24 protein-coding genes are annotated in these 23,469 nt (G+C 53.2%); 8 read left to right on the top strand and 16 right to left on the bottom strand.

Annotated features, from left to right (window positions below; all coding sequences use genetic code 11):
• The 3 genes from C8D99_RS15430 to istB form a co-directional block, all read left to right on the top strand.
• Positions 1–271 (top strand): hypothetical protein (locus C8D99_RS15430; RefSeq protein WP_208321149.1); only part of this gene is annotated, 271 nt, incomplete at its 5' end.
• Positions 272–436: 165 nt separating this feature from the next.
• The gene (gene istA / locus C8D99_RS09805) at positions 437–1,987 is read left to right on the top strand and encodes an IS21 family transposase (protein ID WP_133957963.1); all 1,551 of its coding nucleotides are present in this window, start codon (positions 437–439) and stop codon (positions 1,985–1,987) included.
• Complete coding sequence (gene istB, locus C8D99_RS09800) at positions 1,977–2,741, top strand: IS21-like element helper ATPase IstB (RefSeq protein WP_133957962.1); 765 nt, start codon at positions 1,977–1,979, stop codon at positions 2,739–2,741. Before istA ends, istB begins: the two co-directional genes overlap by 11 nt.
• Positions 2,742–3,497: 756 nt before the next feature.
• Here istB and C8D99_RS09795 read toward each other — a convergent pair.
• From C8D99_RS09795 to C8D99_RS09750, 10 genes are all read right to left on the bottom strand, one after another.
• Entirely contained in the window at positions 3,498–4,538 is a 1,041-nt protein-coding gene (locus C8D99_RS09795; protein ID WP_133957961.1) for a Gfo/Idh/MocA family protein, read from the bottom strand.
• Positions 4,539–4,542: 4 nt separating this feature from the next.
• Positions 4,543–6,027 (bottom strand): Fic family protein, encoded by a 1,485-nt coding sequence (locus C8D99_RS09790; RefSeq protein WP_133957965.1) that lies wholly within the window; start codon positions 6,025–6,027, stop codon positions 4,543–4,545.
• A gap of 29 nt (positions 6,028–6,056) precedes the next feature.
• Entirely contained in the window at positions 6,057–7,358 is a 1,302-nt protein-coding gene (locus C8D99_RS09785; protein WP_133957960.1) for a nucleotide sugar dehydrogenase, read from the bottom strand.
• Between the two features lie 14 nt (positions 7,359–7,372).
• Positions 7,373–8,128, bottom strand: a complete 756-nt coding sequence (locus tag C8D99_RS09780) for a DapH/DapD/GlmU-related protein (RefSeq protein WP_133957959.1) — start codon at positions 8,126–8,128, stop codon at positions 7,373–7,375.
• Positions 8,129–8,232: 104 nt separating this feature from the next.
• Complete coding sequence (locus tag C8D99_RS09775) at positions 8,233–9,573, bottom strand: alginate O-acetyltransferase AlgX-related protein (RefSeq protein ID WP_208321148.1); 1,341 nt, start codon at positions 9,571–9,573, stop codon at positions 8,233–8,235.
• Between the two features lie 149 nt (positions 9,574–9,722).
• Positions 9,723–11,129, bottom strand: coding sequence for an MBOAT family O-acyltransferase (locus C8D99_RS09770; protein WP_133957957.1), 1,407 nt, complete (start codon positions 11,127–11,129; stop codon positions 9,723–9,725).
• Between the two features lie 99 nt (positions 11,130–11,228).
• Entirely contained in the window at positions 11,229–12,251 is a 1,023-nt protein-coding gene (locus tag C8D99_RS09765) for an Ldh family oxidoreductase (RefSeq protein WP_208321147.1), read from the bottom strand.
• 583 nt (positions 12,252–12,834) lie between these two features.
• A complete protein-coding gene (locus tag C8D99_RS09760; protein ID WP_166670123.1) occupies positions 12,835–13,137 on the bottom strand; it encodes a transposase in 303 nt (100 codons plus the stop codon).
• A 288-nt stretch (positions 13,138–13,425) separates the two neighbouring features.
• Complete coding sequence (locus tag C8D99_RS09755) at positions 13,426–14,418, bottom strand: ornithine cyclodeaminase family protein (protein WP_133957954.1); 993 nt, start codon at positions 14,416–14,418, stop codon at positions 13,426–13,428.
• 13 nt (positions 14,419–14,431) lie between these two features.
• Positions 14,432–15,211, bottom strand: a complete 780-nt coding sequence (locus C8D99_RS09750; RefSeq protein ID WP_133957953.1) for a transporter substrate-binding domain-containing protein — start codon at positions 15,209–15,211, stop codon at positions 14,432–14,434.
• Between the two features lie 117 nt (positions 15,212–15,328).
• On the opposite strand from C8D99_RS09750, the gene C8D99_RS09745 reads away from it, so the two are divergent.
• The 3 genes from C8D99_RS09745 (at position 15,329) to C8D99_RS09735 (ending at position 18,044) form a co-directional block, all read left to right on the top strand.
• Positions 15,329–16,384 carry an NAD/NADP-dependent octopine/nopaline dehydrogenase family protein gene (locus C8D99_RS09745; RefSeq protein ID WP_133957952.1) on the top strand — a complete coding sequence of 352 codons (1,056 nt, stop codon included), beginning with the start codon at positions 15,329–15,331 and terminating at the stop codon, positions 16,382–16,384.
• Positions 16,385–17,164: 780 nt separating this feature from the next.
• Positions 17,165–17,440 carry an AbrB/MazE/SpoVT family DNA-binding domain-containing protein gene (locus tag C8D99_RS09740; RefSeq protein ID WP_133957951.1) on the top strand — a complete coding sequence of 92 codons (276 nt, stop codon included), beginning with the start codon at positions 17,165–17,167 and terminating at the stop codon, positions 17,438–17,440.
• The gene (locus C8D99_RS09735; protein WP_208321146.1) at positions 17,433–18,044 is read left to right on the top strand and encodes a putative toxin-antitoxin system toxin component, PIN family; all 612 of its coding nucleotides are present in this window, start codon (positions 17,433–17,435) and stop codon (positions 18,042–18,044) included. Before C8D99_RS09740 ends, C8D99_RS09735 begins: the two co-directional genes overlap by 8 nt.
• Before the next feature lie 291 nt (positions 18,045–18,335).
• On the opposite strand, the gene C8D99_RS09730 is transcribed toward C8D99_RS09735, so the two are convergent.
• Positions 18,336–18,593: a type II toxin-antitoxin system RelE family toxin gene (locus C8D99_RS09730; protein WP_133957949.1), complete on the bottom strand. Its 258-nt coding sequence runs from the start codon at positions 18,591–18,593 to the stop codon at positions 18,336–18,338.
• Positions 18,587–18,817, bottom strand: a complete 231-nt coding sequence (locus C8D99_RS09725) for a hypothetical protein (RefSeq protein WP_133957948.1) — start codon at positions 18,815–18,817, stop codon at positions 18,587–18,589. Before C8D99_RS09725 ends, C8D99_RS09730 begins: the two co-directional genes overlap by 7 nt.
• Positions 18,818–19,331: 514 nt before the next feature.
• Between C8D99_RS09725 and C8D99_RS15225 the strand changes: the two genes are divergently transcribed.
• Both C8D99_RS15225 and C8D99_RS15770 read left to right on the top strand, forming a co-directional pair.
• Positions 19,332–19,508, top strand: a complete 177-nt coding sequence (locus C8D99_RS15225) for a hypothetical protein (protein WP_166670121.1) — start codon at positions 19,332–19,334, stop codon at positions 19,506–19,508.
• On the top strand, positions 19,489–19,884 hold the full coding sequence (locus C8D99_RS15770) for a type II toxin-antitoxin system death-on-curing family toxin (protein WP_133957947.1): 396 nt from the start codon (positions 19,489–19,491) through the stop codon (positions 19,882–19,884). The genes C8D99_RS15225 and C8D99_RS15770 overlap by 20 nt, the downstream gene beginning before the upstream one ends.
• Positions 19,885–20,063: 179 nt before the next feature.
• Here C8D99_RS15770 and C8D99_RS15545 read toward each other — a convergent pair whose 3' ends face one another.
• The 4 genes from C8D99_RS15545 to C8D99_RS09700 all read right to left on the bottom strand — a co-directional run bounded on the left by C8D99_RS15545 (position 20,064) and on the right by C8D99_RS09700 (position 22,951).
• Complete coding sequence (locus C8D99_RS15545; RefSeq protein WP_420808815.1) at positions 20,064–20,270, bottom strand: type II toxin-antitoxin system YafQ family toxin; 207 nt, start codon at positions 20,268–20,270, stop codon at positions 20,064–20,066.
• A 70-nt stretch (positions 20,271–20,340) separates the two neighbouring features.
• Complete coding sequence (locus C8D99_RS09710) at positions 20,341–20,598, bottom strand: type II toxin-antitoxin system RelB/DinJ family antitoxin (protein WP_166670120.1); 258 nt, start codon at positions 20,596–20,598, stop codon at positions 20,341–20,343.
• Between the two features lie 710 nt (positions 20,599–21,308).
• Positions 21,309–21,815 carry a PIN domain-containing protein gene (locus C8D99_RS09705; RefSeq protein WP_208321144.1) on the bottom strand — a complete coding sequence of 169 codons (507 nt, stop codon included), beginning with the start codon at positions 21,813–21,815 and terminating at the stop codon, positions 21,309–21,311.
• A gap of 23 nt (positions 21,816–21,838) precedes the next feature.
• Positions 21,839–22,951 (bottom strand): helix-turn-helix domain-containing protein, encoded by a 1,113-nt coding sequence (locus tag C8D99_RS09700; protein WP_133957944.1) that lies wholly within the window; start codon positions 22,949–22,951, stop codon positions 21,839–21,841.
• Positions 22,952–23,469 lie beyond the last annotated feature (518 nt).

Here is a 23,469-nt window from a genome sequence, read left to right as displayed (position 1 = left end):
ATCTCGAAAGCCAAACGACAGCCCCTCTTTTCACAGAATTGAAAAGAGGGGCTGTGTAGTGCCCACCAACGATGCACAATCCTGTGTTTGCAAGGCTTCCCGTTTCAAACCCGGCGAAGTCGGGAAAAACCTCACCATCACGGGAGGGCGGCTGAACCTCTATAAGACGCTGTATCAGTACGAGGAGCCTGTCGGAGATGTGGAAGGGTGCGCGGCTGGATCAGTTTCCCCGTGGGCGGTTCTGCTGGCTGCTCTGATTATTGCACTGTGAAAGAGCCGCCTGTCTCCAAAAGCAGAGCCACTTGTGTCCTGAAATAGAGCCGGCGAATCTCCCTGGAGAGAGCCGGTCCTTCTCCTCCCTGAGAGCCATTATCCCTACAATTCGAACGCATGACGGATTATTGCGTGCGAATTCGAATCAGGGAGGTTACAACGTATGACGACGCAGTACAGGGAAATTCTGCGGCTTGCCTCGCTCGGACTGAGCGGGAGGAGCATCGCGGGCAGCGTTTCGTGCTCCCGCAACACCGTGTCCGAGGTTTTGGCCCGGGCTGTGAAACTGGGGGTGGAGTGGCCCGTTCCGCTGGAGGTCGGAGAGGCGGACTTGAGGAAACTTCTCTTTCCCGAGAAGGAGAAGGAGACGTCGTCCCGGACGCCGGACTGCGAGTATATCCACCGTGAACTGGCGAAGCCGGGGGTGACCATGACCCTTCTTTGGGACGAGTACTGCCGGAAGTGTCGGGATGGGGGCGAGATTCCCTACCAGTACAGCCAGTTCTGCAAGCTCTACCGGAAGTACGCCGTAGTCTCCAAGGCGACCATGCATATCGAGAGGAAACCGGGAGAGCGCATGGAGGTGGACTGGGCTGGGAAAGAGATGAGGATTCGCGACTCCGTCACCGGCGGAGAAAGCCCGGCATACATCTTCGTCGCGGTGCTTCCGGCGAGCCAGTACGCCTATGTGGAAGCCTTCACGGACGTGGGTATGGAGAGCTGGATACTCGGTCACACGAACGCTTTCGCCCACTTCGGCGGAGTTCCCCGGATGGTGGTGCCGGACAACCTCAAGACGGGAGTGGACAAGGCGGACTGGTATTCCCCGGTCATCAACAAGACATACCATGAAATGGCGGAGTACTACGGAACGGCCATACTTCCGGCGAGAGTACGGCAGCCCAGGGACAAGCCGAGCGTGGAAGGAACGGTCGGCCATGTCTCCACCTGGATCATGGCGGCCCTCAGGGACCGGACATTTTTCTCTGTGCCGGAACTCAACCGCGAGATCCGGGAAAAACTGGAGGAATTGAACGAGCGTCCATTCCAGAAGCGCCCCGGAAGCAGACGGAGCGTCTTTCTGGAGGAAGAGCGGGATTTCCTTTTCCCCCTGCCGGCGAGACCCTTCGAAATCGCCGTGTGGAAGCAGGCGACCGTCTCCTTCAACTACCACGTCCAGGTGGAGGGGAATTTCTACAGCGTATGCCACGAGTACATCAAGCAGAAGGTGGACGTCCGCATCACGAGCCGCATGGTGGAGATCTTCTACAACGGGGTCCGAATATGCTCCCACCCCAGGGTGAACGGTGTTTCCGGACAGTACCGGACGGTGCACGAGCACATGCCGGAAAGCCACCGCCGAAGCGCCGAGTGGAGCGGAGAGCGCTTTATCTCCTGGGCTTCAAGCATCGGGCCGAACACGGAAGGAGTCATCCGAAGCGTGCTTGCCGGATGCAAGGTAGAACAACAGGGTTTTCGGACATGCATGGGGATCCTCAAGATGGCGGACAAGTACTCCGTCGAACGCCTGGAAAACGCCTGTGCGAGGGCTCTTTCCTACACGCCCCGTCCCACAAGCAGGAACATCTCGGCGATTCTCAAATCGGGGCAGGACAAGGTTCTTCCGTCCGCCGGGCCTGCCAGGAAAGCGGACGACCGGCACAGCTTCATCCGGGGCGCGGAATACTACGGGGGTGGACGGGATGCTGACTGAACCCACCGTGGACAAGCTTCACGAAATGAGGCTCCGCGCCATGGCAGACGCCTTCCGTCAGCAGCTGGCCAATCCGTCCATGAGCGCCCTCTCCTTCGAAGAGCGCTTCGGGATGCTGGTGGAGGCCGAATACTCCAAGAGGCGGAACTCACTCATGAACCGTCTCGCGACAAATGCCGGGCTGAAAATAAACGATGCCTGCATGGAGGGCATCGAATACCACCCGGACAGGAAATTGAAGAAAGACCTTCTCTCCACTCTTGCAACCTGCTCGTATATACGGGAGCACCGGGATGTCCTGATCATAGGTGCTACCGGGGCAGGGAAAACCTACATTGGTTGTGCTCTAGGCAACGCGGCTTGCCGGAATTATATCTCCGTGAAGTACATACGCCTCCCCGAGCTTCTCACGGACCTGTCGATAGGCAGAGGGGACGGAACCATTAAAAAGCTGCTGAACCATTACAAGAGGAAAGTCTCCCTTCTCATACTGGACGAATGGATGCTGACGCCGCTGAGCGGCTCGGCAGCGTTCGATCTGCTGGAGATAGTCGAAGCCAGGCACCAGAACGCGTCGACGATTTTTATCTCCCAGTGCGGCCCTGCCGGATGGCATGAACACATCGATGACGGGAGGGTGGCGGATGCTATTTTGGACAGGATCGTCCACAACGCCTACGAAATCATGATTGACGGCGAGGACTCCATGAGATGGAGGAAAAGTTTCAAACGCAAGGCAGGAAACAAGGACTAGAGCCGATGCAGGCGGCGAAGCCCCGGAAAAACGGCTTCGCCGCACCAAGGCAAAATGGATGGCTCTGTTCAGGAAAAGCCTGGCTCTGGAAGAGGAGATAAGCGGCTCTAAAAACAGACACAGGTGGCTCCGCAAATGGAGACAAGTGGCTCTACTGGAACGTAATATTCAGCTCCGCTGCTGATGCTGTTCAGGAAGAGGTAAATCAACATTGTCGGGGCCCCTAACGGGGCCCTTTTTTGTTTCTGTCGTCCTGAGCAACGCGAAGGATACCGCTCTGTCCTCCTGAGCGAATGCGAATTTCGGTGTCTTTCTCTCTTTCGCATGTGGGGCACCTCCAGTGAGATTGATCTCATTGTCGGGCCTTTAGGGAAGTCCGTCAATTCCGGGGGAGGGTCACTCGTTCGGGTAGCAGAAATTGTGCAACCCAATAACCAAGGCAAGATCCTTCCTCCCTGCGGTCGTCAGGATGACAGGCTGGGGTAAGGGTCACAGCGAAATTCCCCCCCTCCGGGGACGCGATCAGGCGGTGGAACAGCCCTCAGGATGACAGGGCAAAAGCAGGACCAGCTCAATTTTTTTCCTTTTTAGTGTTACGAAGCAAGTGAAAATGTCACCCCTGGAACGGGACAGGGATCGCGCTCCCGGAGGGGGAAATGTCATTCTCCCCCGTCGCGAAAATCTGCTACTCGGGATGACAAAAAACAAAACGCATTTCGAGAAACAAAATTACTCGAAATGCGTTTTGTCAAAAAGTTACAGAGAATTTCTTCCGAGGATCTGCACCGCTCTCCCGGTCCTTGCTGATTCATATGCCGCCTGGATGATTTCCACAGTCTTTCTTCCCTCCCGGCCCGTAAGGAGGGGTTCCGCTTTGCCGTCCAGCACGTCCAGGACGTGGCGGTAGAAGGGAACATGTCCGAAGCCGTAGACGCTCGATGGGTTGGTGTTGGCATCATCCACTTCCCCGTCAATTTCGTGAGGGGCGTCGAACTGCCACTGCTCGATTTTGTTGAGGGCCACGCCGCCGATGCGCACCGTTCCTTTTTCTCCAAGGAGAGTGATGCTGCCCTCGAGGTTTTTGGGGTAGGTGAGGTTGGTGACGTTGATGCTTCCCAGGGCGCCGCTGCGGTATTTAAGGTTGACTGTGATGGTGTCCTCCGCCTCGATCCTTCGGGCGAGGGTGGCGCTGAATGCCTGGACGGATTCCACCGCACCGCCCATCCACTGCATCATGTCCACGTAGTGGGATGCCTGGTTGCTCAAGGCTCCTCCGTCGAATTCCCAGGTGCCCCGCCACTTCGCCTGATCATAGTAGTCCTGGGGGCGGGTCCAGTAGACGTTGGACGACAGCAGGTAGAGGCGGCCGAAGCGTCCGGCCTCGAGGGCACGGCGCAGCAGGGCGATGGTCTTGTTGAACCGGTTCTGCTTGACGACGAAGTACCTCACTCCCTTTTCGTCGCAGGCGTTGATCGCCCGGTCCACGGAGGAGAGGCTGGTGCCGGCAGGCTTTTCGGAGAGGGCATGGCGGCCGTACCGTGCTGCGGTCTCCACATGAGCCGGGTGAAGGCCCGATGGGGTGCATATGGAGACCACGTCGCATTTCACTGCCTCGAGCATGGATTCCATGGACGGGAAGGGCTGGCAGCCGGTCCTTTCTGCCACGGCGCAGGCACGCTCCGGAACGGGGTCGCAGCAGGAAACAAGCTTTGCCCGACCTTCCTTTTCGAGCTCAAGAAGTGTATCTACATGATTTTTGCTTATCCGGCCACAGCCGGCAAGGGCGAATGTGTGCATGACTCTACCTCCCGAAAGGATGTCTTTTGCGCATTTCTTCCAGTTCTTCCCCGCCTTTTTCCGTCAGGCGATACTGTTGAAGACGGCTTTTCGGTTTGTCCGGTATCGTCATCTCAATCAGTCCGGATTCCAGTGCAGGGACAATGTATTTTTGCCGGAAGTGTTCAGCATTTTTCAGCCCTAGCCTGGCCTGAAGTTCACGCCTGCTCATTTCACCGTGAAACGCGGAAAGGAAAAGAACTTCCATGGCGACTTCCGTGGTGACTTCCATGGTAACTTCCGTGGTGACATCCTTTTTGTCCGCGGTCGGCAGATAGACAATGGTTCTGAAGATATCCCCCTCCATTAGTTCCGGCATTCTGCCTCCGTATGTTTCACCGTATTTTGTAAGGTTGCGCACACCGGAACCAAGTTCGTCCGCACGGCCTATTTCCCTGAAAAACCGGGCAATTACAGGGTTTTTAGGGAAAGGAGAGAATGACTTGGGGTCAATCAGCCCGAATCCATGGGATTTATTGCTGTTTTCTGTGCGTACATCATCTTTTCCGATGATGAGCTTTGCGGGAAAGGGGTTTGAATATTCTCTGTGGATGAGGATGTTTGATGCGATTTCCCTGAATATCAGCTCCCGCAGGCTAACGCGCGTGTCACGTTCAAGATGGAAGGGGTCAGGCAGATGTTTTGCGATAAATGCCATAATCCTGTCGTAGCTGTCGATCAGGTTTGTGTGAACAACGTCGCGGTCATCGTAACGGTCAACATTTTTTATACGCAGGATCAGATCAGTCCGATGATGGGGAACTGCGGAAAGTATGGATTCGTCCTTTCCGAGCAAAAGGATACCCGCCAGGGTAATACCGCTTTTCCCCGTTTCAAGGTTCACTTGATGCAGTTGCGCACTTTTTAACAGTTCCATATCATCCATGCGCGTCCAGGGGTGATCCTTTCGCTGGATTCCCGCTATTTTCCTGACGCGGGCTATAAGGTCTTCGCGGAGATCTGCGAGTTCGGCATGTGGGTAAATACGGTTCTCCGAGTAGGAGTTTTGTTTTCGTATGTAAAGCTCCGCCACAGACCGGGTATTTCCCGTGATATCGATATCCCCGTCCTCGTTGCGGTCAAAAATTCGCCCTGCGCAGTGATGCACCTGCGAACTTTCTGGAACGAAGACCTGCAGGATCGTGACACCGCCTATCTCGATTTCATTCAACGCCAGGTAAGGCGGGGGGCTGATTTTTTCCCGATTGTTCAAAGTCGAGGCAAAATCTCTTTTTATTCGGGAAATGTTTCCCTGATCAATTCCTGTAATTCTGCCGTCATCGGCTACTCCAAGAAGAATATTTCCCCCGTTCCGGTTGAGAAAGGCACATACTGTTTGGTACACGCTTTTGCTGAGAGCCCGCCCTGATTCTTTAAACTCAATGGTCAGACCTTCTCCCTTCCGGATAAGTCTGCGGATCCGCTCAACCTCATTCAGATCACCGTTCATTTTGGTAATAAGTTTTGTACCATGTGAATTCATAGCAGAACGATGTTCTCCCGTTCTTTCCCGCCGTAGACGTTCTTGGTATCCAGGACGAGGGATGCGTGCTTCTCCACCAGGCTGTAATCCACGCCCTTTTTGTGAGCGGAAGTGACGATGACGGCATCGTATACTGCAAGCGCTTCAGGGGTGAGTTCGATTGATTTTCTCGTTCCTCCGGGGCGCTTCGCCCTGGGGCAGTAGGGGTCGAAGTAGTCCACCGCGGCGCCTTTATGTTCGAGTTCGTCCCAGACCTTTAGGGCCGGGGATTCGCGAAGGTCGTCGATGTCGCCCTTGTAGGCCACGCCGAGGAGGAGGACCCGGCTTCCCTTCATGGGCTTGCACCGGTCGTTGAGGAGGTCCTGGAGGCGGGTGACCACGTAGGCGGGCATTTCGTCGTTGATGTCTCCGGCCATCTCGATGAGGCGGGTGTGGTAGTCGTGGGCCCGGGCCTTCCACGTGAGGTAGTACGGATCGATGGGAATGCAGTGGCCTCCCACGCCGGGGCCGGGATAGAAGGGGACGAAGCCGAAGGGCTTGGTGGCCGCGGCGGCGATGACTTCCCAGACGTTGACGCCCATCTTGTGGCAGATGATGGCCATTTCGTTGGCGAGGGCGCAGTTGACGATCCGGAAGGTGTTCTCCAGGATCTTGGTCATCTCCGCTTCCTTCGGTGTGGAGACGGCGAATATGGGTGCCTGGAGGACCGCCTCGTAGAGTGCCTTGGCGTGGTCCGTACAGGAGGGGGTGCAGCCGCCCACGACCTTGGGAGTGTTCTTGGTCTTATAAAGGAGGTTGCCGGGGTCGACCCGCTCTGGGGAGAAGGCGAGGTGGAGGTCCTTCCCCACGGTGAATCCCTTTTCCTCGAAAATGGGCTTGAGGATCTCCTCGGTGGTGCCGGGCCATGTGGTGGACTCCAGGACCACGAGCATATTTTTGTGGGCATACTGGGCCACGGTACGGGCGGAGGTCTCCACGTAGGTCATGTCAGGCTGCTTGTAGTGGTCCAGCGGAGTGGGAACGCAGATGGCCACTACGTCGCATTCGGCTATCCGGCTGAAGTCGCAGGAAGCGGAGAGATGCCCGTTATTGACGAGGCGTGTAAGTTCCTCGGGGACCACGTCGCCGATATAGTTTTCCCCCCGGTTGACGGAGTCGCACTTTTCCTTCTGCACGTCGAAGCCGATGACGGTAAAGCCAGCCTTAGCCTTCTCCACTGCCAGGGGAAGACCCACATATCCCAGGCCGACCACGCCCACCCGTGCTGTTTTGCCGGTGATTTTTTCCAGTAGTGTCATTTGGGTATCATCCTTTATTTGTCGAAGAATATTTGATTTTCGATGAGCTGCTCTTCAGGGACGGGCCGGAGAACCTTCGCGGGAGAACCCACGACGATCGTCCGGGCAGGAACGTCTTTCGTGACCACGCTGCCGGCGGCGACGAGGGCATCTTCTCCAACGGTCACTCCCGGAAGCAGGGTGGCGTTGGCGCCTATCCGGGCACCCTTTTTCAGGGTGGGGCCGCCGAAGTGCTTTTTCCGCTGCTCGGTGCGGCCGAGGAAATTGTCATTGGTGAAGGCCACGCAGGGAGCGATGAAGCAGTAATCTTCCACGGTGGACATGGCAGTAATGTAGGCCTCGGTCTCGATCTTGCATTTCCGGCCGATGGTTGTCTTGTTCTCAATGGTGACGCCCCGGCCGATGATGGTGAGCTCGCCTATGGCAACGTCCTCGCGGATTGAGGCGAGGTCCCCCACGAAGACCCCGTCGCCCAGGACGGCTCCCCGGTAAATGACACAGTTGGCGCCGATGGTGACGGCACGCCCCAGAACGAGGGGGGGGAGAACTCTGGGTTCTCCCGTGGTGGCGGAGAGGGACGCTTTTGCCGGCTGCTTGCCGAGCACGGCCCCGTCGAGGATCTTGCAGTTTTCGCCGATGCGGACACCCCGCCGGATGACCACGTTGTGGCCGATCTCGACTCCGAGGGCAATCTCAACGTCGTCTTCGATGACCACGTTTTGGCCGAGGATCGCTGTTTCGGAAATGAATACCGTCTTCGAAACGCTCATAGTCTACCTCTCACTGGATAATTTGTATTCTTTGAGTAATTTTATTGCTCAACATAAAACGAGTCAATCAGCAACGACGATCTTCCTTGCTTTTTCAGGAAATACTATTTTTTCACAATAGGAAAAGCGACTGCTTTGAATTTGGTTTTCCCATCTGAAGAAATTAAAGAAAAGGAAATTTCCTCTGCATTATCCAAAATTTCTCTTCGTAGAGAAATTGCAAAATTCCCCCTCTCCTTTTCCACATCATTAGAGTACTGCATGGGGAAAATACTTGTCCCAACTTTTGCAAAAAGTGCCTTCCCCGCTTTTCCATCAGGATCCAAAGCATTTCCAGCAATCGCACAGACGCTTTCATTTCTTGAGACAACAATTTCATTGTGCTTTCCAACAAATCGAACTTTCGGCGTTTTTTCCGACACCGGCAAATTGAGAAGAGAGAAATCCGACAGAACGGTATGCTGCATATTTTTTAAAGAAAATAACATACTCTGAGGAGAAATAACCCTTTCAACATTTTCCAGCAAAACGACGTCAGGTTCGAAAAAATTAACGAATTCCTCGATATTTTTCAGATTATCAAAGCTATGAATTGCGATTATCTCTGAGAAATTACTGCCATAATACTCATTCAATTTCAAGAAATAGCTGTCGTGGAAAATCATTATCTTCGGTTTATCGGGCTTCTGAAGATTTCTGTAAACTAGCACCCGTCTTTTTTTTATGAAATTCTCAAAATCAGCAATTTGACGCATCTCCGATTTTTTGATCTTATAAACTGGCACATCTTCACTTATCCGAAAATGAGAAACTGGCAGGGAAGTCTTAGTGGTTGTTGAAATCGTAAAATTCCTTTTCTCAACAGGATCGATTTCTGGAAAGTACTCCCTCAATCTTTGAAGAATTAAAGAATGACCGATAAGTGCTCCGTGATCATTCCAATGGCCGGCATCATACTGCTTATTGTAGATTTGGAGGTTTTTTTTCGCTTCAAGAAATTGTTCGAGAGGGAACACAAAAGGAACCCCTTTTCTCTCTAATTTTTCGAGCAGGATCTGTGCTTGTGATTGGGATCCCTTAACGTGAATCGTTTTAGGGAAATATTCTTTGTAAACAGTCTTCTTATCCGGGATAAAAAAATACAAAAATTTGATCTTTCTCTTTTCCAAGTAACGGTAGATACTATCTATGTAACTTGCACATTTCTCAATATAGGCTTCATTGATGTTCAAATGCTGATAATCAGAAATATACCCTCCTTTAAAGAATACGTACCCATCCTCCCCAAACATATAGCTTGGGTGAACCAGCTTTTTAAAAATATCCGCGTTAATTCTCTGATAAACGTCAAGCATTTCCACCCTGAATCCAATTCGGTCGGAAAGATAAGATTCAAATCCTTTTCTAAAACCTGTCCCAATTTTTAACGCAGGGAATTCAACCAATTTTCTATTGTCAATTTCGGAAACCTGATTTTTCCCCCTGTTAATGAGGAGAATGGGAACGAGGAGAATCAAGAAAAAGCACGCGATAAACAAAGAATTAATAAAGTTTCGGTTGTTTTTTACCCTCATAGTATTCACTCTCAATTCCATTAAAACCTGAAGTATATAAAGGGATTGTAACTGCTGTTGACCACAAACACGACACAAAGAACCATAAGGAACAGGAGTGTTGCCGGTTGCACAAACATAACACACTTAGCGTTTTTTATTTTTTCCATTATATAGGAGGGTAAATGCGAACTAAGTACTCCGGCGACGAACAACGTAAACAGGACATGTCTATCAAGGTAATACCAGACAGAGAAACGAATAAAATCACGTTCAATAAAATTAAACATAGACATCAGATAATGAAAAGCTCCCTGTATTCCATCAGCTCGAAAAAGTACCCATCCAATAACTACCACAAACATCGTATAGCCCCATTTAATCAATCCAGGAGCAGAAGTTCGGATTCCCTTTTTCTTGACAATTCTTTCGATAATTAAAAAAAGACCGTGCCATAACCCCCAGCATAAGAAATTCCACGCTGCGCCATGCCATAGTCCCGTAGCAACAAAGACCAGCAGCAAATTAAAATAAACGTTCCCTGACCTGTTTCCCCCCAAGGGAATATAGAGATAATCTCGAAACCACGTAGACAAAGAGATATGCCATCTCCTCCAAAATTCGGTTATGGATTTGGAAATATAGGGAAGATTAAAGTTCTCCATAAAATCAAAACCAAACATCTTTCCAAGCCCAATAGCCATATCGGAATATCCAGAGAAGTCAAAATATATTTGCATTGTATAGCAGATTATACCCAGCCATGCTGTAAGAGAATCAACTTGATTGAACGGTGTTCCAAAAATTAAATCCGCAACTTCTCCCAAGACATTTGCCAATAAGATTTTTTTTGAAAGGCCAATAATAAAACGCTTTATACCTTGTGCAAACTTTTCGACATCGATTTTCCTTTCGTTTATTTGAAGATATATGTCAGAATAACGAACAATTGGACCAGCGATAAGTTGAGGAAACAGGGAAATATAAAGTGCAACCGAAATAGGGTTTCTTTGCACCGGAATCTCTCGACGGTACAGGTCAATTATGTACGACATGCCCTGAAAGGTGAAAAAAGAAATTCCGATAGGAAGCGCAATATTCTGGACCACGAGATTAAGGTTAAAAATGTTATTCAGATTCAATACAATGAAGTTGAAATATTTAAAATAGACAAGTAGCGCAAGGTTTAAGAGAACTCCCCCGGCAAGGACAAACACACTTCCCTTTTTACCCATTAGAAGATAAATTTTATCGATAAGCATGCCAATAATATAATTTATCGCTATAGAAGCAATCATTACAAAAATAAACTTTGGTTCTCCCCAAGTATAAAAAAACAAGCTGGAGCATAGTAAAAATACATTTCGAAAAATTGGATTTAGCAGATAATACCCAATAAGGACTGTCGGCAAAAAAGCAAAAAGAAAAACCACAGAACTAAAAACCATTTTCAACCTCCGCTCAATCAGTAATTTGCACAGCTTCTCAAGTTAACTCCAGCCCAATGTAAACTACCCGAACAGTCCAGAGATTTCTTTTATTGTTGATTACTGCAGTGGTCCCACCCCTACCTGAGCCGCCATTTGGCGTAGTTTTTCCAGGAAGTCGGGCGGCAGGGGAATACCGGTCTTCAACCTCTCAAGGCGGGTGAGATGTTCCTTTTCCCCCGAAACGAAGATTCTGTCATGGCCCGGTTCTTTCCGGGAATTCTGCAGATCTCTTAGGATGGATCCGGCAATTTTCCGGAAAGTGCTCACCGGAAGGAATTTTGAGATATCAATGGCAAGAAAGAAGTGTCCCATACCCACACCAGTGACGTGCTTCAGATAGGGTCCGTTCTGGAGAGCGGCGGAGAGCAATTCCACCATTATTGCCAACCCGTACCCTTTGTATCCACCGCCTTCTTCTCCAATCCCGCCAAGGGGCAGAAGAGCAGCGGAGCCCTTGAGCATTTCTTCCAGAATGAGATCAGGTTCTAAGAGGGACTCTCCCGAAGGGCCAATAACAAGTTTTTCGGGAAGCTGAACGTGAAGTCTGTCGTATAGTTCTACGGTACCGCGCTGGATGATGGACGTAGCCGCGTCAAAGAGAAAGGGAAAATCCATATCCGTGGGGGCGGCGAAGGCGATGGGGTTTGTCCCCAGCATGGGTTCAGTTCCAAAAGTAGGGCAGATTGACGGGCGGGCGTTGGTGAATGCCATGCCGATCATTCCTTCACTGACCGCCATGAGAGGGAAGTAACCCGCGAAACCGAAATGGCTGGAGTTCCGGACGGCAACCCCTGAGATTCCGGTTTCCTTTGCCTTCCTGATGGCGAGTTCCATAGCCCGGAGGGCTATGACCTGTCCCATGCCGGCGCCTCCATCCAGGAGAGCGGTACCGGGAGCTTCGGAAACCACTGTCAGGGGGGCATGAGGATTCTGCTTGCCGGACAAGAGGCGTTCGACATAAATAGAGAGGCGCCCGATGCCATGAGAATCTATACCCCGAAGATCCGCTTCTATCAGGACGTCACCGGTTATTTTAGCGTCTTCTTCCGGAAGGCCAAGGGCTGCAAGAATCCTTTCCATAAAAGAGCGCAGATTTTCGGCGGGAAGAAACACGCCGTCTGGAGCGGGGGTGTGGGCCATTGCGATGCCATCTCTCTTCACAAAGTAATAATAAATTTCTACTTTGAGTAATTTTATTGCTCGTATAGGGGAAAGTCAATTTTTTGGGGGGGTGGAGTGAGCACAGAGAACGATTTGACTCTGTCATCCTGAGCGAGGCGAAGGACCTGGGTTTAGGGTCTAAAGACCAAGTTCAGATTCTTCCCCTCCGGGGATGCTCTGCGATCGTCGCTGCGCTCCTCAGAATGACATAATAATGGCGCAGGCCTCGGGTTGGTTGTTGTCCTGAGCACAGAGCACAGAGAATGATTTGACTCTGTCGTCCTGATGGGATGTGAGGAGGAATTTCGGGTTTGAACCCGACAAAACCAAAAGCGAGATCCCTCGGCCATGGAACCGGCCTCGGGATGACACCAAACCGCTGTCACCCCAAACGAACTGAGGGATCACGGGTTAGAATCCGGCAAAACCCAAAGCAATCCCCCCCCCTCTCCGGGAAAGGACCTGGTCTTAGGATCCCGTGCTTTCTCTTTCTTCAACCACTCTAAGGTTCTTTCGAGAAGATGGACAGGGCTATTTTCATGATGTCCCGCTCCCGCCTGGTGGCGGCTAGTTCTTCCCGGAGGGCTTTGAGCTCTTCTTCCGGGGAGAGGACCTTGCCTCCCGATTGAGCGAATGCAACAGCTCCCATTTCCTTTTTCTCATGCTTTCTCCAGGCGTAAATCCGATCTACCGGAATTCCGAAGTCTTCGGCGATTTTAACGGCAGGGCTTCCTTCCGCCACCAGCCGGAGTACATGCTTCTTGAATTCAGGGTCATATTTTCGGTGTCTTTCTCCTTTTCCCATGTGAGGCACCTCCAGTGAGATTGATCTCATTGTCGGGCCTTTTTGACGGTCCGTCAATTCCGGAGAGGGTCACTCGGAGGAAGACCAAACCAACCAGATCCTTCGGGCGGTGGAACAGCCCTCAGGATGACAGGGCAAAAGCAGGACCAGCTGCTTCCCCTACGGGGATTCTCCGCGATCATCGCCAAAACCGCTCCTCGGAATGACAGGTTCTCGCTTCGGGACAACAATAATTCGCGGCCGGGGAAAAAACCCCGGCCGCGGCTGGTATTCTATGCTGTTCCTGTATCAGACGGCGAAGTCGAAGGTTCCGCCGATGCCCTGTTCCTCCGCCCGCTGGAGCACCACGGCCGCGGCGGCCACGTCCATGGCCCCGGTGCCGATGGGGATGCAGAGGATCCTGGAACCGGACGAAGCGGTGACGGTTTTCTTTCCCGCCGCGAGTTCACCGAGGGTGGCGGTGATGTCCTTTTCGCCTATTCTGCCCGCCTCGGCGAGGTCCTTGAGGGCTCCCCGGTGGAGGCACTGGGCCACGTGGTCCACCACGATGGCATCCGCGGAGAGCAGGGTTTCGTCCCGGCATTCCTTGTAGGACCCCATGGGGAAGAGGACGGAGCCGGGGGCGAACCATTCCTTCCGGAAGAAGCCGTCCTTGGCGTGGGTGACGGTGATGACGGCGTCCCCTTCGGCGGCCTGTTCGGGAGCTGTGCAGACGGTGATTTTTCCCGTGACGACAGATTCCATGTCGGCAGCGAATTGTGCGGCGGCTTCGGGGAAGATGTCGTACACCCTGAGTTCGTCGATGCCGAAGAGCTCCGCTATGGCCCGGGTCTGGGTCCTTCCCTGGACTCCCGCGCCGAAGAGGCCCACGGAGAGGGATTTCCGTTCAGGAAAAAGGTATTTCAGCGCCACGGCGGTCTGGGCGCCTGTCCGCAGGTTGGTGATGAGGGTGCCGTCCATCACCCCGGTGAAGATGCCGTTCCTGGGGTTGACGAGGACGATGATGGCGCTGACGTAGGGCAGGCCCCGGGCGGGGTTGTCCATCCATCCGCCGGCCCACTTGATGCCTGCCGTGTCCACCCATCCCACGTAGGCGGGCATGGAGTTGATGTCCGCATGGTAGGGGGGATAGGGGCCGCTCTCCCCGAGGTCGAGGGTTCCCTTGGCGGGGTTGACGACGGTTCCCTCGCCCATCCCCCGGTAGGTTTTGTCCAGTATTTCAACGATGTCCTTCATGGAGATGAGCTTCTCCACGTCGGACTGGCTCAGCAGCCTGGCCATGTGCTCACACCTTTCAGTCCATCTGGTACTTTTTCTTGAGTTCGTCGAATTCTCCGTTCTTTTTCATGAGGGCGATGGCGTCGTTCACGGCCTTCAGGAAAGCTTCGTCTCCCTTGGGAATGCCGAGGGCGATGCCTTCGCCTTCCCGGTGGATCTTGTTGCGGAAGCCGATCTTGAGGTCTTCCCCGAAGGTCTTGTTGTTCCGGAGAAAGGCGTTGGCCACGGTGAGGTTGAGGACGGAGAAGTCCCCCCTGCCGACCTTGACCTCCATGAGGGCGTCGTCGTTCTTCTGGAACCGCTTGATCTCGGCGGGAAGGCCCGTTCCGGTGATGAAGGTGTCCTGGGCGGTACCGATCTGGACCGTGGCGATTTTCCCCCTGAGATCGTCCAGCGTCGCGATGGAGCCGTCATTGCCGCGGACCACGAAGGCGTTCTCGATGTCGTAGTAGACGTCGGAGAAGTCCACCTTCTTCCGGCGCTCTTCCGTGTTGGTCATTCCGGCGGCCACGAGGTCGATCTTCGCGGTCATCAGGGCGGGGATGAGGCCGTCGAAGGCCATGTCCACGATGTCCACTTTCTTTCCGAGGTGCTTCCCGATGGCCTGGACGACCTCGATGTCGTACCCTACGATCTCGTTCTTGTCGTTCCGGTACTCGAAGGGGGGATAGGTCGCCTCGGTGCCCACCCGGATGACGTCCCGGTCCAGGACGCCCGCGGCCGCGGCGGGCGCCGGCGACAGCACGAGGGCTCCGAGCACTACCGCAGCCAGTGCCGACAGCAGGTTCTTCTTCATATTCAGCCACCTCCACATGATATGATCCTTTCCGTAATACGGTCAGAGGATTATAATTCAAGTTTATTGTGATGTCTACAATGTATTTTCGTTTATATTCGGGAGGAGACAGGCTCTATGAAAAGAATTGCTGTTCTGGGGGGAGGCAACGGGGCCCAGGCCCTGGCGGGGCACCTGGCGTCGAAGGGCTTTCCGGTGACGCTGTTCGAGCACCCCGAATTCCGCCGCAATATCTTCCGCCTGGAAGAAACGAAGACCATCGAGCTGACGGGGGCGATCGAGGCCAGAGGAACCCTGGCGGAGGTCACCACGGACCCGGCGGCGGTACGGGATGCGGAGATCCTCTATTTCCTGGCGCCTTCCTTCGCCCAGGAGGCCGTGTTCTCCCTGATCGCCCCTTTCCTGGGGCGGGGGCAGAGATTGCTGCTCATGCCGGGGAATTTCGGGTCCCTCGTCCTGAAGGAAACCTTCGGGGGCAGGCTGCCGGAGGGGTTTCTTGCGGCGGAGTCGGACACCATGCCCTACGCCTGCCGCATCGAGGCCCCCGGGGTGGTGAACGTCTGGGGGATAAAGAACTTCATGGCGGCAGCGGCCCTGCCTGCTTCCGGGACCGGGGATTTCATCGCCTCGGTGCAGGACGCCTTTCCCGTGCCGCTGAAACCAGCGCCGAACGTGCTGTCCATCGGTCTCTCCAACACCAACATGATCCTCCACTGCCCCACCATGATCATGAACGCCGGGAGGATAGAGTCGGGGAACGGGAGGTTCCGGTTTTACGCCGAGGGAATGACCGACTCCGTCTGTGCCGTCATGGAGGCCATGGACAGGGAGCGGATGGCCGTGGGGAAGGCTCTTGGCCTCAACCTCCTCTCCACCATGGACGACATGAAGGAGCTCTACTCCATCAACGGGGAAAGCCTGCGGGAGACCATCCTCAATAACGGGGCCTACTGCGGCCACGGGGCCGACTCCCCTGCGTCCATGAAATACCGGTACCTCACCGAGGACGTTCCCTATCTTCTCGTGCCCGTGTTCGAGATCGGGAAGAAGCTGGGAATCCCTCTGCCCGTGACGGAAAGCATCATCAGGCTGGCCTCCGTCATCGCCGGGGAGGACTACCTCGTTACGGGGCGGACTCTCGGCGGGCTGGACCTTGACGGGGTGAACGGGTAAGGGGAGACCTCGGTCTTGTCGTCCTGAACGGAGGGATCTCGCTCGCGGCGCAGTCTCTCCAGAATGACGTAGATTTGGTGTCATCCTGAGCGGATGCGAAGGATCTGGTTTTAGGGCCATAAGACATTCAGATAACCCGTCCTGAACGAAAGAATTACGGAGCATCCCCGGAGGGGAGGAACCTCAGTTTGGTTGTCGTCCTGAGCAACGCGATCGCGGAGCATCCCCGGAGGGGAAGGACCTGGGTTTAGGGTCTTAAAGACCAATGTCAGATTCTTCGTCGCTCCGCTCCTCAGAATGACATAATAATGGTACCGGCCTCGGTTTGGTTGTCGTCCTGAGCAACGCGATCGCGGAGCATCCCCGGAGGGGAAGGACCTCAGTTTGAGGTCTTTCAGAATCAAGAGCAGATCCCTCGGTCGCTTCGCTCGCTCGGGATGACAGAAAAAAATAGTGTCATCCCGAGGCCGGTTTCATGGCCGAGGGATCTCGGGGTTGAGGTCTTCAGAACCAACCAGATCCTCCCCCTCCGGGGGCGCGATCGGGCGGTGGAACAGCCCTCAGGATGACAGAGCAAAAGCAGGACCAGCAGCTCTCCCTCCGGGGATGCCCCCTCCGCTTCGCTCTGGGTGCTTAGCGATCGCGATCGTCGCCAAAACCGCTCCTCGGGCTTGAGTCTTTTCTCTCCGCAATTCATACGGTTGAATTTTCAGAGAAAAAGGCTTAGAATTTGACCAATGAATGCATTGATTCCAATGCAATCCGGAAAGGAGCATGGATATGGAACTTGCAAAAATCACGATGCGGGGACAAATCACCATCCCCGTGGAAATTCGGAAAAAATTGGGTGTAAAAGACGGTGACAAGGTTGTTTTTTTGGAGGAAAACGGCCGCATCATCATGGGAAATGCGGCCATGGTCGCGCTGAGGGAAGCACAGGCCGCTTTTGTCGGGGAAGCGGAGCGAATGGGACTGAAAACGGAACAGGACGTTGTGGATATGGTAAAAGAGGTGCGCCGCGAGGTTTGGGACGAACGCCATGCGCGTAATGATTGACACCAACATCCTCATTTCTGCGCTTCTTTTCCCAAACTCGCAAATGGATGCGTTGATTGTCAGGGTCACGACAGAGCATCAGCTCGTTCTTTCATCCTATGTCGTAGATGAGTTGCTGAATGTGGTTCGGCGCAAATTCCGGAATAAGTTTGAATCCATGGATTTACTGCTGAGCCGGCTTCCGTACGAGCTTGTTTATACACCGGAACATCCGGAGCCGGGGCTTTTCGATATCCGGGACGAAAAGGACTACCCTGTTTTGTATTCAGCCGTCACGGAGGACGTTGACGTTTTTATAACGGGCGACAAGGATTTTAGCGGACTGAACCTTGAAAAACCGGAAATCCTCGGCCCGGCCGGATTCCTTGAAAAAGTATTGATTCAGGGGAATCTGAGTCAAAAACGAGATTCTTCCCCTGCGGGGATGCTCCGCGATCGTCGCTTCGCTCCTCAGAATGACATCATTCCACGGTCCGGCCTCGGGTTTGGTGTCGTCCTGAGCGCAGCGAAGGACCTGGATTTAAGGCCTTCAGAACCATCCAAGATCCTCCCCCTCCGGGGGCGCGATCGGGCGGTAGAACAAGCCCTCAGGATGACAGATTGAAGGCAATGTCAGATTCTTCGTCGCTCCGCTCCTCAGAATGACATAATAATGGTACCGGCCTCGGTTTGGTTGTCGTCCTGAGCGCAGCGAAGGACCTGGATTTAAGGCCTTCAGAACCACCCCAAGATCCTCCCCCTCCGGGGGCGCGATCGGGCGATGGAACAGCCCTCAGGATGACAGATCCGGATGTCGTCCTGAGCAAGGCGATCGTGGAGCATCCCCGGAGGGGAAGGACCTGGTTTTGATCATCCATCAAAAATTCTCCCTTATTTCAGAACGGAAGCACTATTCTTATTTGTAGACGTCTCCCCTGGATCCTATGGAGGAAACTCGTATTTTTCTGTCCGGCTCGTCCACATCAAGAAGGATTCTCCAGCCGCCGATCCGAAGCCTCCATTCAGAACGACCCTTCAGCGGTTTTATGTCGCCGGAAGGGCCGTTGGAAAGAGCGTCGAGGGCGGTGAGGATTCTTCTGCGGTCGGGGTTGGGGATTTTCTCAAGGCGCTTTTTTACCTCTGGGGAGAGGAAGACTGCCCAGGAGCTCACCATAGTTCCTTCATGGCTATTTTCAGCGGTATCTCTTTACCTTCGGCGAATTCTGCCCTGGAGATGGAGAGGCACTGTTCTTCGTCTTGTGTCAGGGGAGGCTCACGGTCCTCCAACTCTTCCATTTCGACATGGAGGGCATACATTTTCAGGCGCTCCACGCCCTGGGGAGAGAGGCGCCGAAGAACGCGGCGCACTTCATTGCGCTCTTTTACAAGATTAACCATCACAGGCTGCCTCCTTTCTTTTTTTATGCTTATTTTACCTCAGGCGTTCGAGTTATTGCCAAAATCTGATGCATAGATCATCAGTTGCGGGTGAGGAGAAAAAAAGGCAAAAGCAGGATCCTTTCCATCAGGGGGGAATCTCGTTCCTGTCGTCCTGAGCGGAGCGAAGGACCTTGCTCTGTCGTCCTGAACGAAGTGAAGGACCTGGTTTTGAGACCTTCAGAACCACCCAAGATCCTCCCCCTCCGGGGACGCGATCGGGCGGTGGAACAGCCCTCAGGATGACAAAAATCCACGGTAGCGCTCCTCAGAATGACATAATCACGGTCCCAGACTTGGGTTTGATGTCATCCCGAGCGAACGCGATCGCGGAGCATCCCCGGAGGGGAGGGATCTCGGGGTTGAGCCACTTCAGAATCAAATACGAGATTTCCCCCCTTTGGGGGAGGATCTTTAGGGAACAGGAAACTTCAAACCTTCTTTGATATAATGATCGAATCAAGGAGGGAGCGCCATGAAAAACAATGTGAAACCTCAGGAAAGCAGAGTTTCTTGCAAAAATATATCCGTTTCCGTTGCCGGAAAAGGGATTTCGAAAAAGGAAACCTGCCTTTCGGACGAAAAACGAAACATGATGAAAGGAATCCTGAAAAAACGAAAGGCCGCTTTTGATGCCCTTGCCAAGTATTGAGTGGCTTTGCGAGGATGAAATTTGGGAAGCCATTTCGTCACTCAAGGAACAGTATGAAAATGATCCTATCTGTATAATCAATTTCAATCCAATAGGATATATCCTAAAACTCGAGGATATATCCTATTTTTTTGAGGACAACATACTCTTGCTGGCTTCTGTGATAATACGTTCCATTATTCAAGGACATCCTTTACAGGACGGCAACAAACGGCTGGGCATGTTTCTCGGGACGTACTTTCTCGAAAAAAACGGAATTCTTATCACTGCGACCGACGAAGCTTTTTTCGAGACGGCTATGGAAATGGCCTGCGGAAACATACGGGTGGAGCAGCTTTACTGTTGGTTGCAAACCGTCTGCTCGACTGAAGAATAGGCTGACACCTTCGCGGCGTCCCTCTCGTTACGGACTCCAGCCTGGTTATCTCAGGACTTTCCCCCATCGAAAGACCACCGGATGCCTGTTCCTGCCTTGGGTTTTTCTTTTGGATTGAACAATCCAAAAGGTGGGATGAATTGGGTGCCGTCATCTCGAGGCCGGCTTCATGGCTGGTATCAGAGTATTTCCGAATGGCTTCCAAGTGCTGCCAGCAGCAGACTTTTGCTCTCCCTGTCGATTCGATAAATCAGGATCCAGTCGAACTCGATATGGGCATCCCGATAATGAGCCCATTCGCCTTTAAGAGGGTGGTCTGTATACTGCGGCGGCAATGGTTTCTCATTCATCAGCAAGGATGAGGAGCGTATCAAGTTTACGCATATCTTTCCCCTGTGAAAGACATCGGGCGTAATCCTTTTTGAAACGCCTGCTCCAGACTATGGCAAGCATAATCTACTTTTTCATCATCTCGTGAAACGCATTGAGTGAAGCCACCCGCTCCCCTTTTCCTTCATCCAGCTCCTGCATGGCATTGAGAGTCTCCCGGTTTCTTATGACGCCGTCGAAAGAGAAAGATATTCTGCCCTCGGCCGCTTCCCGCAGGGCCATACGTACCAGGTCGGAAAGAGTCAGCCCCTGCTTTGCCAGTTCCGCCTGGGCCTTAACCTTGAGTTCGTCTTCCACTATTGCCCGAACAACCGTTTGTGCCATTTGCATCACATCCCTATTTATAGCCATAGTATAGCTATTGATCATTATAGCACGGGTGAGGCTTCCGGAATTGATGAGCAGGGGCGGCATAGGGTCGCCCTGAGCAATTGCAGAGGATCCGGGTCTTGTCGTCTTGAGCGAAGCGGAGGGAACATCCCCGGAGGGGAAGGACCTGGTTTTAGGGTCTTAAAGACCAAGGTCAGATTCTTCCCCTGCGGGGATGCTCCGCGATCGTCGCATCGCTCCTCAGAATGACATAATAATGGTACCGGCCTCGGGTTGATTGTCGTCCTGAGCAACGCAATCGCGGTCGCGGAGCATCCAGAGCGAAGCGGAGGGAGCATCCCCGGAGGGGAAGGACCTGGATTTAGGGTCTTAAAGACCAAGGTCAGATTCTTCCCCTGCGGGGATGCTCCGCGATCGTCGCATCGCTCCTCAGAATGACATAAAAATGGTACCGGCCTCGGGTTGATTGTCGTCCTGAGCAACGCGAAGGACCTTGCTCTGTCGTCCTGAACGAAGTGAAGGACCTGGGCTTAAGGCCCTCAGAATCAACCAGATCCTCCCCCTTCGGGGACGCGATCGGCCAAAAAGCAGGCCTCAGGATGACACTACTTCTGGCGCGATCAGACTATGGAACAGCCCTCAGGATGACATAAATCCAAGGTGCCGCACATCTGAATGAAAGTGTTTGGGGAAAACCGCATTCATCATGTCTGATGATTGTGATCTTCCTGACTCCGGATATGTTCAACAAAGTCCGAAACGATCTTTTCTGTGATGTGCTTCGGATTCGACTGCTTTATGGCTTTGGCGAGCGCCTCCGCCTCCTTGCCGGTGATGCCTCCAACCTTGTGGAGTTCGATCAGGAGCTCGAGCCCCCACAATAGTGGAACCCTTTCCCGTTTGCACAACTTCCGAAGGTTTTTATCGTTGGTCACACAAGTAAAACCATGCCGCCTGGCCGTTAACAGACACAGCCAATCTTCGAACGATAATGGCCCTGACTGGATGCCGGCAGTGTACGCATCTTCAATTTCGGGTTCGACGATGATCAGCCCGAGGGCTGCCAGTTCGTCCTCGTCATCGATTTCTTTGACCTCCTCGACCACCGGACTGGTCACATACAGCGGGCCGACGTGTTTCACAACGAGTTCCAGCACGGCCCGCTCCGCTTTGATGAAATCGATCAGCACGCATGCATCCAAGATCATCAATTTTCGGGAGGTCGGGCGAAGTGTCACAGAATGACCCCCCAATTCTGCAGAAGGTCTTGCATTTCCTCAATACCGATCCGAAGCATCTCAGCGCCCCGGCTGACTGAAATCATGTCTTTTTCTACCGCTTCCCTGGCCAGGCGGCTGAAACGGTCTTCGTAGAAATCAAATCGCTGCATCCCGAACGGCTCAGCCGAATCAATACCCATCGGCTCTTCTTTGAAGGAGAGCTTCCTGTTGAAACGCTGCTGATAGGACATGTTGAACTTCATCCAGATTGACTTGTCCACAGCCCCATCTTCCACCAGGCGCGAGAGAACGGTTTTGAAACTGACCCGGAAAATTCGTTTGATCTTGAAAACCCTGTCCACGAAGTGTAATCCGGACGCTTCATTCCATTCCTTCCGGAATCCCTCGTTCGGCATCAGAAAATGTCCGGCAAAACGGTCTGCCTCATGTTCTTCTTCTTTGCTTTCTTCGACCTTGGCGACGTCGTAGGCTTCCGGGTGCAACATAAGATGACCGAGTTCATGGGCGGCGCTGAAAATGCGTCTTTCAACCGAAATCCGCTCCCATATGTTCACCACCACAGCCGGACCACCGTCCTCTTCCCCCACAGACAGGCCGAAAAAACTATCGGAGGCCATGGGGATCGGAAAAACCTTGACGCCCGCTTGTTCGAGCAGGCCACAAATGTCATGGATAGGCTCGGTGGGTTTCAGGCCCAATTTTTTACGGCACAGTCCGGCCGCCTCTATCAAAAGGTCAGGGGCGCATTGTGGCCTGACACCCTTGAGGCTGAACGGCATCTGTTTGTTCATACATTTTTCAAGGAAGTTGAAATCATCAAGCCATCTGGCCACTTCAGCCAGGACATTCTCGCGATTCTGCATCCGCTTTGCCGATCGGAACCGGACAGTGTGCAATTCACGAACCGGCTGGAAAAACACCTGAATTTTCACATCCAGAGCCCTTGCTATTGCCTGCATGGTCCTCATCCGCGGCTCACTCTTTGCGAGTTCCAGGTTCTTTACAGCCGGCAGGGAGAGACCGGCAACATCTGCCAGGGCTCTTTGGCTCAAGCGTTTTGCAGTTCTCAACCGCCTCACGTTTTGGGCTAGTATCTGCAGATCCATAGGCGTCTCCTTTCTCGTTTTTATTAAACATACCATACAGCCATTTTTTGTCAATTGGTATATTTTATCAAAACCTACCCCCAAAACTTTCCGCTCGCCTCAGGGAGGATATATGTCAGGGAGGATATTTGACAGATGTGATTCTCCAATGGTTGCTGCGGGAGCACCCCCGGAGGGGAGGGATCTCGGTTTGAGGTCTTTCAGAATCGAGAGCAGATCCCTCGGTCGCTTCGCTCGCTCGGGATGACAGAAAAAAGAGCGTCATCCCGAGGCCGGTTTCATGGCCGATCGCGCTCGCGCAGCATCCAGAACAAAGTGGAGGGAACATCCCCGGAGGAAAAGGTTTTTGGCTATTCCTGTCATTCTGAGGGCGCAGCCCGATCGCGGAGCATCCCCGGAGGGAAAGAATCTTGCCTTTGGGGAAGTCCAGATTCAAAAGCGAGATCCTCCCCCTCCAGGGAAGCGATCCGGCAAAAGTCCGGCATCGCTCCGTTTTATCCCCGCGGACAAGGTTGCTT

The sequence above is a fragment of the Aminivibrio pyruvatiphilus genome, assembly GCF_004366815.1.
GTDB classification, from domain to species: Bacteria; Synergistota; Synergistia; order Synergistales; family Aminobacteriaceae; genus Aminivibrio; species Aminivibrio pyruvatiphilus.
This window is presented reverse-complemented; position numbering and strand designations above follow the sequence as displayed.

What these genes read in the sequence shown, in the direction of transcription:
- istA (WP_133957963.1), top strand. Translation starts at nt 437, where the DNA reads ATGACGACGCAGTACAGGGAAATTCTGCGGCTTGCCTCGCTCGGACTG.
- istB (WP_133957962.1), top strand. Translation starts at nt 1,977, where the DNA reads ATGCTGACTGAACCCACCGTGGACAAGCTTCACGAAATGAGGCTCCGC.
- C8D99_RS09795 (WP_133957961.1), bottom strand. Translation starts at nt 4,538, where the DNA reads ATGCACACATTCGCCCTTGCCGGCTGTGGCCGGATAAGCAAAAATCAT.
- C8D99_RS09790 (WP_133957965.1), bottom strand. Translation starts at nt 6,027, where the DNA reads ATGAACGGTGATCTGAATGAGGTTGAGCGGATCCGCAGACTTATCCGG.
- C8D99_RS09785 (WP_133957960.1), bottom strand. Translation starts at nt 7,358, where the DNA reads ATGACACTACTGGAAAAAATCACCGGCAAAACAGCACGGGTGGGCGTG.
- C8D99_RS09780 (WP_133957959.1), bottom strand. Translation starts at nt 8,128, where the DNA reads ATGAGCGTTTCGAAGACGGTATTCATTTCCGAAACAGCGATCCTCGGC.
- C8D99_RS09770 (WP_133957957.1), bottom strand. Translation starts at nt 11,129, where the DNA reads ATGGTTTTTAGTTCTGTGGTTTTTCTTTTTGCTTTTTTGCCGACAGTC.
- C8D99_RS09765 (WP_208321147.1), bottom strand. Translation starts at nt 12,251, where the DNA reads ATGGAAAGGATTCTTGCAGCCCTTGGCCTTCCGGAAGAAGACGCTAAA.
- C8D99_RS09760 (WP_166670123.1), bottom strand. Translation starts at nt 13,137, where the DNA reads ATGGGAAAAGGAGAAAGACACCGAAAATATGACCCTGAATTCAAGAAG.
- C8D99_RS09755 (WP_133957954.1), bottom strand. Translation starts at nt 14,418, where the DNA reads ATGGCCAGGCTGCTGAGCCAGTCCGACGTGGAGAAGCTCATCTCCATG.
- C8D99_RS09750 (WP_133957953.1), bottom strand. Translation starts at nt 15,211, where the DNA reads ATGAAGAAGAACCTGCTGTCGGCACTGGCTGCGGTAGTGCTCGGAGCC.
- C8D99_RS09745 (WP_133957952.1), top strand. Translation starts at nt 15,329, where the DNA reads ATGAAAAGAATTGCTGTTCTGGGGGGAGGCAACGGGGCCCAGGCCCTG.
- C8D99_RS09740 (WP_133957951.1), top strand. Translation starts at nt 17,165, where the DNA reads ATGGAACTTGCAAAAATCACGATGCGGGGACAAATCACCATCCCCGTG.
- C8D99_RS09735 (WP_208321146.1), top strand. Translation starts at nt 17,433, where the DNA reads ATGATTGACACCAACATCCTCATTTCTGCGCTTCTTTTCCCAAACTCG.
- C8D99_RS09730 (WP_133957949.1), bottom strand. Translation starts at nt 18,593, where the DNA reads ATGGTGAGCTCCTGGGCAGTCTTCCTCTCCCCAGAGGTAAAAAAGCGC.
- C8D99_RS09725 (WP_133957948.1), bottom strand. Translation starts at nt 18,817, where the DNA reads ATGGTTAATCTTGTAAAAGAGCGCAATGAAGTGCGCCGCGTTCTTCGG.
- C8D99_RS15225 (WP_166670121.1), top strand. Translation starts at nt 19,332, where the DNA reads ATGAAAAACAATGTGAAACCTCAGGAAAGCAGAGTTTCTTGCAAAAAT.
- C8D99_RS15770 (WP_133957947.1), top strand. Translation starts at nt 19,489, where the DNA reads ATGCCCTTGCCAAGTATTGAGTGGCTTTGCGAGGATGAAATTTGGGAA.
- C8D99_RS09710 (WP_166670120.1), bottom strand. Translation starts at nt 20,598, where the DNA reads ATGGCACAAACGGTTGTTCGGGCAATAGTGGAAGACGAACTCAAGGTT.
- C8D99_RS09700 (WP_133957944.1), bottom strand. Translation starts at nt 22,951, where the DNA reads ATGGATCTGCAGATACTAGCCCAAAACGTGAGGCGGTTGAGAACTGCA.